At 38.2% G+C, this 12,197-nt stretch carries 6 protein-coding genes; 5 read left to right on the forward strand and 1 reads right to left on the reverse strand.

The window, feature by feature from the left end; all coding sequences use genetic code 11:
* Nucleotides 1-150 precede the first annotated feature (150 nt).
* From MWU56_RS00925 to MWU56_RS00945, 5 genes are all read left to right on the forward strand, one after another.
* The gene (locus MWU56_RS00925; RefSeq protein WP_247041299.1) at nt 151-3,708 is read left to right on the forward strand and encodes a SusC/RagA family TonB-linked outer membrane protein; all 3,558 of its coding nucleotides are present in this window, start codon (nt 151-153) and stop codon (nt 3,706-3,708) included.
* A gap of 13 nt (nt 3,709-3,721) precedes the next feature.
* A complete protein-coding gene (locus MWU56_RS00930; RefSeq protein WP_247041301.1) occupies nt 3,722-5,140 on the forward strand; it encodes a SusD/RagB family nutrient-binding outer membrane lipoprotein in 1,419 nt (472 codons plus the stop codon).
* Nucleotides 5,141-5,370: 230 nt separating this feature from the next.
* A complete protein-coding gene (locus tag MWU56_RS00935; protein WP_247041303.1) occupies nt 5,371-6,870 on the forward strand; it encodes a S10 family peptidase in 1,500 nt (499 codons plus the stop codon).
* A gap of 101 nt (nt 6,871-6,971) precedes the next feature.
* On the forward strand, nt 6,972-8,534 hold the full coding sequence (locus MWU56_RS00940) for an amidohydrolase family protein (RefSeq protein WP_410548926.1): 1,563 nt from the start codon (nt 6,972-6,974) through the stop codon (nt 8,532-8,534).
* A 196-nt stretch (nt 8,535-8,730) separates the two neighbouring features.
* Nucleotides 8,731-9,930 (forward strand): proline dehydrogenase family protein, encoded by a 1,200-nt coding sequence (locus MWU56_RS00945; protein WP_247041314.1) that lies wholly within the window; start codon nt 8,731-8,733, stop codon nt 9,928-9,930.
* A gap of 83 nt (nt 9,931-10,013) precedes the next feature.
* Here the strand turns inward: MWU56_RS00945 and pruA are convergent, their stop codons facing one another.
* Nucleotides 10,014-11,642, reverse strand: coding sequence for an L-glutamate gamma-semialdehyde dehydrogenase (gene pruA, locus MWU56_RS00950; RefSeq protein ID WP_247041316.1), 1,629 nt, complete (start codon nt 11,640-11,642; stop codon nt 10,014-10,016).
* Nucleotides 11,643-12,197: the final 555 nt, after the last annotated feature.

The raw sequence follows: 12,197 nt of genomic DNA on the forward strand, positions 1-12,197 counted from the left end.
AACTAAGACTAACTCGTAAAAACCAAAGATGCCAATGAAAAAAGTGCTTTTTAAAATGCAGATAAAAAAAAGGGAATGTCCGTTAGCACATCCCCTCTCTTTAACTGTGTAATAAATATCGATTAAAACTAATTAAATCAATTCAAAATTATGAAAATAAAACCATCTAGAATTCCTTTTATAATGGGATTCTTGAAGAATGGATTGGCGACAAAACTGACCATTTTTCTATTAATGACTTCTGTAATCCAGATTCAAGCTGGGATAGGTTCTGAAGAAGATAAGCTGTCTCTAAAGTTGGAAGGGGTTACCTTGGAACGAGCTTTGGATGAAATAGAATCCAAATCTCAATACCGTTTCATGTATGAGAAAAAGCACATACCATTAGAAAGGAAGGTTTCATTACAGACCAATAACAAGGAACTTACTGAGATTTTGCCATTGCTTTTTGAGGATACTCCGATTGTTTATAAGGTGCGTGGGCGTCAGATTATTTTGATGAAATCACAATCTTTTAAACCAGTATCGTCGGACAAAGACGAAATCAATTCTTTAATGGTTCAAAATGTAGTTTCTGGAACCGTTGTAGATTTGGATGGATTACCATTGTTAGGTGCAAATATCTTGGTAAAAGGTTCATCTAGTGGTGCCCAAACAGATTTTGACGGAAATTTTTCCATTGAAGCAGATATGGGTGCTATACTTGTGGTTTCCTACATTGGTTTTAAGACCGCTGAAGTGGAAGTTACCGGTAATTCGCCGATGACCATTCAATTGCAGGAAGATTCTGCACAATTGGACGAGGTAGTTGTAACTGCACTAGGTATCTCCAGAGAGAAGAAATCTTTAGGATATGCAACACAAGAAGTGGACGGGGAAGATGTGAATAGAACTCCTACGGATAACGTTGTGAATGCTCTTTCTGGTAAAATTGCCGGGGTGCAAATTAAGAACAACACCAACATGGGAGGTTCCAGTAATGTAGTGATAAGGGGTAGTACTTCCTTAACAGGGAACAACCAAGCACTTTTTGTTGTGGACGGAGTACCTGTTAGTAATTCCAACTTCAATACTTCTGACCAACAAAATGGAACTGGAGGTTTTGATTATGGTAATATGGCTTCTGACATTAACCCTAATGATATCCAATCCATTAACGTGCTTAAGGGTGCTGCTGCTACGGCTCTATATGGGTCTAGAGCTACCAATGGTGCTGTGATTATTACAACTAAGTCTGGTGCAGGTTCCAAACAACAGCCAACCGTTACCATAAACTCAAATGTTACTGTAGGATTTATAGACAAATCCACATGGCCTGATTATCAATATGAATATGGTACAGGTTATGGTGCAGTATATGGTAGTGGTGGAGACAGTTACTTTGTGGATTCCGATGCGAACGGTGATGGAGAGTTGGATTTAGTTACTCCAGCGACTGCCTACGGTTCATACGGAGCTCCTTTTGATTCTAACTTAATGGTGTATCAGTGGGATTCTTTCTACGAAGGCTCACCTAATTACTTGCAACCTACAGCATGGGAAGCGCCAAATAGTAAACTGATAGATTTCTTTGAGACACCAGTTACAACAACAAATAGTGTTGCAGTTGCTGGAGGAAGTGATAAAGCGACCTATAGGATAGCTTACACAAGATTTAGCCAAGATGGAGCTATGCCCAATAGTAACTTGACCAGGGACAATATCTCTATCAACACTTCTTTCGATATTACAGATAAGTTATCTGTTTCAGGTAGTGCAAACTATGTTTTGACAGATGCTCTAGGAAGAAACAGAACAGGTAACGAAACTGGTGCCAACGCGCAAAATGTAATCTCTTCCATGAGAAAGTATTGGGCAATGAATGTTGGTATCGATGAATTGAAAGATGCATATTTCAATACAGGGAACAATGTAGATCCTTTTATGGGAGGTACAATCGATAACCCATATTGGGTTGTATATGAAAACTATCAAAACGATTCTCGAAGCAGGATTTTTGGTAATGTTTCTGTAAAATATGAATTTACCGATTGGTTGAACATTGAGGGTAGAGTATCCTTGGATACCTATTCTTTTATTCAAGAAGAAAGAAATAATAAAGGTACAGCGGGAGCTGTAGGTAGATATTCCAGAAGAAACATAAATTTCAGCGAGGAGAATTATGATCTTATGATAAATTTCAACAAGTACGTTACGGACAAACTTAATATTAGTGGTGTTCTGGGTACCAACATAAGAAGAACTGACCTAAGCTCAATTTATGCGGAAACCAATGGAGGATTAGTGCTTAAAGATTTGTTCTCACTGTCAAATTCTTTGAGTTTGCCACCAGCTCCGACTGAAGTTGTTGAAAAAGTTGGTGTTGATGGTTTTTACGGCTTAGCTTCATTTGGATATGATAACCTTATCTATTTAGATGTAACAGGTAGGTTTGATCATTCTTCAACACTTCCGGAAGAGAACAGTACGTATTTCTATCCATCCGTATCTTCCAGTTTTGTTTTCTCAAATCTAATTGATAGCAATTGGTTGAGTTTTGGTAAATTTCGTTTGAATTATGCGGAAGTTGGTAGTTCAGCTCCAGCCAACAGTTTGGTGGATGTATTGGACAAACCAACACCATTTGGAACAGTGCCATTGTATGGTTCAAATTCCACTAAAAACAATCAAGATTTGCTACCAGAAACTACAATTAGTTATGAGGCTGGTCTTGAAATGAGATTTTTGAACAGTAGAATGGGATTGGACATGTCTGTTTATAAGACAAATTCCAAGGATCAGATTATCCCAGTGGCAATTTCAGAAGCTACAGGATATAGCTCAAAATTTGTAAATGCTGGTGAAATTGAGAATAAGGGTATTGAAATTGCTTTGGATGGAGCTATTATTCCAACAGGTGATTTTCAATGGAGAGCCAACGTCAACTGGGCCAAAAACGAAAGTACGGTTCTTTCACTTTTTGATGGAGGGAGCAACTTGCAGTTAGGTTCAGTAAATGGTGTAACAATTAATGCGACAGTAGGAGAGGCATATGGTACAATCCAAGGAACTGACTTTATTTATGTAGATGGAAAACCATTGATAAATCAAGTAACGGGTGCCTACGAGCGTACAACTACTTCCAATAATGTAATCGGAAATATAACTCCCGATTGGACAGCAGGTATCACCAACTCCTTAAAGTACAAAAACTTTGACCTTAACTTTTTGATCGATATCCAGAGTGGTGGAGATGTATATTCCAATGATATCAACACTGGTAACAGGTCAGGTCTATATACGTGGTCTACCGGGTTGAACGATTTAGGAAACCCTAAACGTAATTCTTTGGCAGATGGTGGAGGAATCATTTTAGATGGTGTTGCTCCCGATGGTTCTCCAAATACAGTTAGAACTGCAATGGACAATTATAGGAATTCAACAGGAAGTATTGGGGCTCCACGAGCGAACTTTATTTATGATGCTTCCTACGTTAAACTTAGAGAAGTTGCATTAAACTACAATTTCCCTAAAATGCCATTTATGGATAAGCTCAATTTACAATCCCTTAGATTAGGAATTGTAGGTTCAAATCTTTGGATCATACACAAGAACTTGCCTTTTGCAGATCCAGAAGCTGGGTTAAGTTCTGGAAACTTGCAAGGCTCCCAAAACGGGGTAATGCCTACTGTGAAAAACATTGGAGTTAACGTTCAAGTTCAATTCTAAAAAAAAATAGACAATGAAAAATTATTATATCATAATTTTAGTAGCGCTGTTTTTCTCCTGCTCTGAAGACTTGGAGGAAATGAATGTGGATATAAAAAATGCCACGGAGGCCCCAGCTGAAAACTTTTTCAACAATGCTGTGAAAAATCTTTCAGATACGATGAGTGGAATTAATTATGGAGCCAATGGTAATCCATTTAATACCACAAGATTGCTAGTACAGCAGATTTCATCTGTAACGTATAATGAAGGAACTACATATTATTCCAATTTTACGTGGGATGAGGTGTATATGGATATTTTGAATAACCTTAAACAAGCTTCTGATGTTATAGAAAGCTCGGAGAGTTTAACACCTGAAAATGCCAATCAATTGGCGATTATCGAGATTGTTGAGGTTTACACATTTTCCAAATTAGTGGAAGGGTTCGGAGATATTCCATATTCACAAGCCCTGGATGTGGACAACATTTCACCGGAATATGATGATCAAGAGGTCATATATGCAGATTTATTAGCTAGATTGACTACAGCCATAAGTGCATTGGATGAAGCTCAAGCTTCATGGAGCCAAGATATTCTTTATGGAGGTAATGTTTCTAATTGGAAAAAATTTGCAAGCTCTTTATTATTGCAAATGGGAATGAGGGTTATTGATAGTAATCCAACCTTAGGATTGGATGCTGTAACCACCGCTCTACCTAATATTTTCACTTCCAATGCGGATATCGCGGAGATTGAACACTTAGGGTCACAACCAAATACCGCTGAACTTTATACAGATTTGGCTGTTGGAAACAGACGTGACTTTGTAGCTTGCGAACCATTTGTGGACTATATGAATTCATTGGATGATTCTAGAAGAAGTGTTTACTTTCAACCAGTTGATGGAACCGAGGATGTTTATTTAGGTTCACCTTCAGGACTAGTGGTGGGCTATTTTGATTATTCTAGATATGGTACATTGTTCTACCAACCAACAACTCCGGTAATTTTATTGGATTATGCTACAATCGAGTTTTTGTTAGCTGAAGCTGCAGAACGAGGCATTGCTGGTGTTACAGATGCCGAAGAGCATTATAATAATGCAATCAGGGCATCTTTTGAGTATTATGGTTTGGGAGATGATGCTGATGCATATTTGGCAACTCCAGATGTAGCATATACTACGGCTCCAGGTACTTGGGAAGAAAAAATTGGAATGCAAAAATGGGTTGCGTTATTCAATCAAGGCTTGGAAGCTTGGACTGAGTACAGAAGACTTGATTATCCAACTTTGGAAGCACCACCAGAATCTTTTGTGCCAACGGTACCAGTTCGCTTAACATACCCTATTTCTGAACAAACGTTGAATAGGGCTAATTATGACAATGCGGCTACTGCAGTAGGAGGCGATGTGCTTACTACTAAATTATTCTGGGACGTTAACTAGAGATTTATAGAGTTTATCATGTATTACCGAGGCCACTAACAGTTGGCCTCGGTATTATAACATCCCATCAGTTTGATTAGCTAAAGGGGCAGGACGTGTTGTTTTCAATATTGAATGCTCAATTCAGCAAAGTTCTGTCTCTTTTTAAGCTATTGGATAGCTTAAAGATTGTATCGTTCGATTATTTTACTTCAATTTATTTAAGAGTTTTAACATTATTCAAAAGCATTATGAAAATTAAATCTAACATATGGATTGCATTGTTTCTCCTGTTGGGCTTTACAGCTACTTCCCAACAAGTGAATACCGCAATGGATTCCACGGTCTCGATTCAAGGAACGGTAAATGTCAAAGGAAAAGAAATCAAATACAAGGCTACCACGGGAAAGCAACCTGTGTGGGACAAAAAGGGCAAAATAATTGCAGGGCTCTTCTTTACGTACTACCAACGAACCGATGTTAAGGATGTTACCAATCGTCCTCTTGTAATTTCTTTCAATGGTGGTCCTGGATCTGCCTCTGTGTGGATGCACATTGCTTACACAGGCCCAAAAATATTAAACATTGATGATGAAGGCCATCCTGTACAACCATACGGTATCAAGGATAACCCCAATACAATTTTAGATGTCGCAGATATCGTTTATGTCAACCCTGTGAATACCGGATATTCCAGAGCTATAGACGAAATGGATGACAAAACCAAGTCGGAAACTTTTTTCGGAGTCAATCAAGACATCGAATATTTGGCCGATTGGATCAATAATTTTGTAACTCGAAACAATCGTTGGGCTTCTCCAAAATTCTTGATAGGGGAAAGTTATGGAACTCCAAGGGTCTCCGGTCTTTCGTTGGAGCTACAAAATTCGCACTGGATGTATTTGAACGGTGTTATTTTGGTATCACCAACAACATTGGGTATTGAAAGGGGAACAGCACCAGGTGCAGCAAACTTCCTTCCATATTATACTGCAGCTGCATGGTACCATAAAAAATTGCCTTCGGACCTTCAGTCCAAGGATTTAGTTGAAATACTTCCGGAAGTTGAAAAATATACCATAGATGAGCTTACTCCTGCCTTATCCAAAGGTGGATACTTGCCCGAAGCTGAAAAACAAAAAGTAGCGGCACAAATAGCCAGATACTCTGGTCTATCTAAAAAAGTAGTATTGCAACATAACCTACGTATACCCAAAAGGTTTTTTTGGAAAGAATTGTTAAGAGAAGAAGGTTTTAATATCGGTAGACTTGATTCCAGATATTTGGGTATAGATAAAGAAACAGCAGGTACTCGACCAGATTATGCTGCTGAGCTTACCAGTTGGTTGCACTCTTTTACACCAGCAATCAACTATTATTTTAAGAATTATTTGAATTACAATACCGATTTAAAATACAACATGTTCGGACCTGTCCGTCCATGGGATAGAAGTGGTAATACTACGGGCTATGACCTTAGACAGGCCATGGCGCAAAATCCTTACCTAAACGTGTTGGTGCAATCGGGTTATTACGATGGCGGAACGGATTACTTCAACGCAAAATACAATATGTGGCAAATGGATCTTAGCGGAAAGCTTAAAGATCGTATGGAGTGGAAAGGATATAGGAGTGGCCACATGATGTACCTCAGAAATGAAGATTTAAAAACGGCCAATGATGACATAAGGGACTTTATCAAAAAGTCGCTTCCTGCAGAAGGAATACCGGCCAAATACACTAGGAAATAAATAATAATTGAACTAAAGAACTAACGATTTCTATTATAGAACCGAATTACTCTAAAATGAAAAAAACTAAAATTCAGCTATTGGCCTTTGCATTGCTATTAATGCAAGGGATTGTTTACGGACAAATTGAAAAAGCCCCTGCGCGAGCGGAAGGGGAAGGACCTTGGAGTCAATTGATTATAAGGGGTGCAACGATGATCAATGGAACATTGGCACCACCACAAGGCCCTGTAGATATTGTAGTAGAAAACAATAAAATCACAGAGGTAAGAGTAGTTGGATATCCAGGAGTCCCAATTGATTCCAAAAAACGACCTGTTCTAAAACCAGGAGGAAAAGAGTTGGATGCGGAAGGAATGTATATACTGCCTGGTTTTGTTGATGCACATGCCCATATAGGTGGCGTAGCACAAGGTACACCTGCAGAGTATGTTTTCAAATTATGGATGGGACATGGTATCACTACAATAGCTGACCCATCTGCGGGAAATGGAATTGAATGGACTTTGGAACATAAAGAGAAAAGTGCAAAGAATGAAATTACTGCGCCAAGAATCAAAGCATACACAGCTTTTGGAAGTAAGTTAAATGGCGAAAGAGGAAGAGAAGAATTATCCACACCAGAGGAGGCTATAGCATGGGTTAGGGCCAATGCTAAAAAAGGAGCTGACGGCATCAAGTTTTTTGGAGCTCCTCCTAAAGTAATGGAGGCTGCAATTAAAGAAAACAAGAACTTGGGCTTACGTTCAAAAATGCACCATGCACAAATTTATGTGGGTCAATGGAACGTATTGCACAGTGCCAGGGCAGGTCTTACGGCTATGGAGCATTGGTATGGTCTTCCAGAAGCATTGTTCCAAGATAGAACTGTACAAGATTATTCTATGGATTACAACTACCAAAATGAACAAGATCGTTTTGGTGAGGCAGGGCAGCTATGGACGCAAGCGGCTAAACCGTTCTCCGACAAATGGAATTCGGTCATGAACGAACTACTGGATTTGGATTTTACATTATCTCCAACGATGGTAATCTATGAAGCGAACCGCGATTTGGCCAGAGCCAGACGTGCAGAATGGCATGAAGAATATACACTGCCATCACTATGGGAATTTTATTCACCTAGCCGTCAATCCCATGGGTCTTACTGGCATTATTGGGGTACCGAAAAAGAAATTGAATGGAAAGCGAACTATAAGTTATGGATGACTTTCATCAATGAATATAAAAATCGTGGCGGACGTGTTACCGTTGGAACCGATGCTGGTTTTATTTATGAGTTGTATGGTTTTTCATATCCTAGGGAAATGGAGCTTCTTCGAGAAGCTGGTTTCCATCCATTGGAGGTTATAAAAGCTGCAACTTTGAACGGTGCGGAATCCTTGGGAATGGATGATGAAATAGGAACTATTGCGGTAGGAAAATTGGCAGATTTTGTAATCATTGAGGAAAATCCATTGGTAAACCTAAAAGCACTTTACGGAACTGGAGCCATCAAATTAATGGAGGATAATACAATTCAACGAGTAGGTGGGGTCAAATACACCGTAAAAGATGGAATTATCTACGATGCCAAACAATTGTTGGAAGATGTAAAGAATATGGTTAAAGAACAGAAAAAGGCAAAAAACTATCAAATTAAACAACCAGGAATAAAGGGGTAGATAGTTAATTTTAATAGGTTAGTGTACCCTTTTATAGTCGTGGTGGTTGATCTCAACCACCACGATATCCTTATTCCAATAATACAAAGTTTAATTAGGACATTTATTTTACTTCAAATCCGTTAAACTTTTGGTTTTAGGAATATAAAATACATGTATTTCTACCGGGATAGCACAACCATAAACCTTACAAAGTATGTCCGACATGTTAAATTTCGACAATACACAGACGGCATTTATCAATAAGACCGATAATGAGCTTAAAAAAGCCAAGTTTCTCTTTGGAATGTTGGGATATGCACAGCTTACACGTTTTGCAAAACCTATGCTCAATTTTGCTTTTAAATACCGACTGCCCATACAAACAGTTCTAAAAAAAACAATTTTTTCACAGTTTTGCGGTGGGGAAAACCTAATGGAATGTAAGGAACAGATTGATGAACTGTACCTTAATGGAGAAGTTATGTCCATCTTGGATTATTCAGTAGAAGGATTTGAGAATGAACCTTCTTTTGATAATACTTTGGACGTGCTGCTCAAAATATGTGAATTCTCGGAATTCCAAAAACAGATTCCTTTTCTAGTATTTAAACCTACAGGAATTGGAAGATTGGAAGTATTTAGAAAAGTATCCGAAAATGTTACTTTAAGTAATTCAGAAGCAGAAGAATGGGATAGAATAAAGGAGAGGTTTGAGACTATTTGTAGAACTGTTTCCGAGACGGAGAGCCTCAAAATTATGGTAGATGCTGAGGAGTCTTGGAGCCATGCCGCTGTGGATAAACTTACAGAGGAAATGATGGTTAAGTACAATAAACGTCGAACCGTTGTTTTTACCACAATCCAGTTATACCTCTGCAATAAATATGATTACTTAAAAAAACTAAAGGATTTAGGAGAAAAGTCCCAAATTAAAATAGGGGTTAAATTGGTGAGAGGTGCCTATATGGAAAAAGAAAGGGATAGAGCCTTTACCAATGGATATGAGAGTCCTGTTTGTAAAGATAAAGCCACAACGGATCAAAACTTTGAGAACGGATCAAATTACGTATTGGAAAATCTAGATGTATTTGATTTCTTTTTAGGGACCCATAATGAGCTTAGTTGTAAACTACTGGCGCAAAAAATGATGGATTCGAATATCGATAACAACGATTCCAGAATTTGGTTTGGACAACTATTTGGAATGAGTGATAATATTAGTTTTAATATGGCACAGTCTGGCTACAACGTAGTAAAATATGTTCCTTTTGGTCCCATAAAAGATGTTATGCCCTATTTAATTCGGCGTGCTGAAGAAAACTCTTCTGTCGGCTCTCAATCCTCTAGGGAAATCCAATTGCTTAAAAAAGAATTGCAAAGACGAAATAAAACCAAGAAAGCGGAGCTTGTCTAAGTTTTAATAGTATAACTCCAAAAATGGATAATAAAAAAGGGTCAGCTTAAGCTGACCCTTTTTAAGTTAGATACTATTGTTGTTTATCCCAAAAAAGGATATCTGTAATCTTCAGGTGTCACAAAAGTCTCTTTGATCAATCTAGGTGATACCCAACGTAAAAGGTTCTGCATAGAACCAGCCTTATCATTAGTACCAGATGCTCTGGCTCCTCCAAATGGTTGTTGACCTACAACAGCACCAGTAGGCTTATCGTTGATGTAGAAGTTACCAGCACAGTTTTGTAAGGCCTTTGTAGCCTCATCAATAGAGTATCGGTCTCCCGACAATACTGCTCCGGTCAATCCATATTCAGAAGTTTCATCAACCAATTTCAAGGTTTCGCTCCAATCTTCATCTTCATATACATAAATGGTTACAACAGGGCCGAAAAGCTCAGTGTACATAGTCTCATATTGCGGACTTGTGGTCAATATCACCGTTGGCTCTATAAAATATCCAACCGATTTATCATAATTACCACCAGCAATTACTTCAGCATCATCAGCTGCTTTGGCCTTGTCGATATACTTAGCCAACTTGTCAAATGAGCCTTCGTGAATCACGGCTGTGATAAAATTGCTCATATCCTCTGGAGAACCTGGTTTTTTAAAGGAAGCAACGTCCTTTTTAACCAACTCCAAAATTTCATCTGCAGTCGATTTTGGTAAATAAACCCTTGATGCGGCACTACATTTTTGTCCTTGAAACTCAAAAGCTCCCCTGCTAATAGCTGTTGCTACTTGTTGTGGTTTAGCGGTAGGATGTGCTACAATAAAATCCTTACCTCCAGTTTCACCAACGATTCTTGGGTAAGTTTTGTAGTTATTGATGTTGTTTCCTATCTGTTTCCATAGAGATTTGAATACAGATGTAGAACCTGTAAAATGTATCCCGGAGAAATCCGGACTTGCCAGTACAGTATCAGAAATCATAACCGGGTCTCCATAGACCATGTTGATTACACCATCAGGAAGTCCAGCTTCTTTAAACACATCCATGATTACTTTGGCAGAATATACCTGGCTGTCACTAGGTTTCCAAATTACTACATTCCCCATCATTGCGGCACTTGCAGGAAGGTTACCTGCAATAGCGGTAAAGTTGAACGGGGTAATCGCATAAACAAAACCTTCCAATGGACGGTATTCTACCCTGTTCCAAATTCCTTCGGCGGATTCGGGTTGTTCGTTGTAAATCTGCGACATGTACTCAACGTTAAATCGAAGAAAATCTATAAGCTCACAAGCGGCATCTATCTCAGCCTGATAAATATTCTTGGATTGTGCAATCATTGTTGCGGCGTTTATCTTGGCACGGTAAGGACCGGCAATGAGCTCTGCAGCTTTCAAGAAAATGGCCGCACGTTGTTCCCAAGTTAAATTGGCCCAAGAATCCCTAGCCTCCAAACAATTGGAGATTGCTTTTTGCACATGATTTTTCTCAGCCAAATGGTAGTGTCCAACAATGTGTTTATGATCGTGTGGGGGCGACATTGGTTTTGTATTCCCCGTTTTAATTTCTTCGCTACCAATGTATAGTGGAACGTCCACTGTATCATTGTAAAATGCTTTATATTGTTTTAGTACTTCTTCTCGTTCAGGGGAGCCCGGAACGTAGGTTTTGACCGGCTCATTAATAGCCGTTGGAACTTGAAAAAATCCTTTTCCCATGTTGTTTTAAATTTGTTTATAATATTTATTTCACAGTTGAAACAAAGTTACTAAAAGCGATATCGATTATAAAGTATAATAGGAGGTGAATTAGGTGATAGAGGCGTTATTTATTCAATTTTTAATAATTTTTATAACAATGCTCTGATTCTTACTTTTTTTAGATGATTTTAAACGATTTTTTTTAAGCGTTCTTCTGTTTTTTCATGTGGTTAGCTGCTATATTTTTAAACTAACTTTATCTAAACTTGAGCTTAAGTCGGAAGACTTATTTTGTAAATGTGAGCGAAAAATAATTGATACTTATAAACGGTCTCGATGCTTTCGAAATGACTTCATTTTTCAAAAAACTTAGATGAATTATTATCGAGATGGAACAAATTGTATCTGACAAAATGGTATGATTTAAACTTCAAAATGAAATCAACAATTAGTACGTTTCAGTGTAACGAGTAAATGCGGATGATTAAAAATAGTAGTACATGTTAGGGGTATAAATGAACGTAATCTGACAGGCCAGTAAAGGCCATCTTACAATTATAAGATCACCAATAT

Origin of the sequence: Allomuricauda sp. F6463D (assembly GCF_023015965.1) — a bacterium.
Classification (GTDB): Bacteria; Bacteroidota; Bacteroidia; order Flavobacteriales; family Flavobacteriaceae; genus Flagellimonas.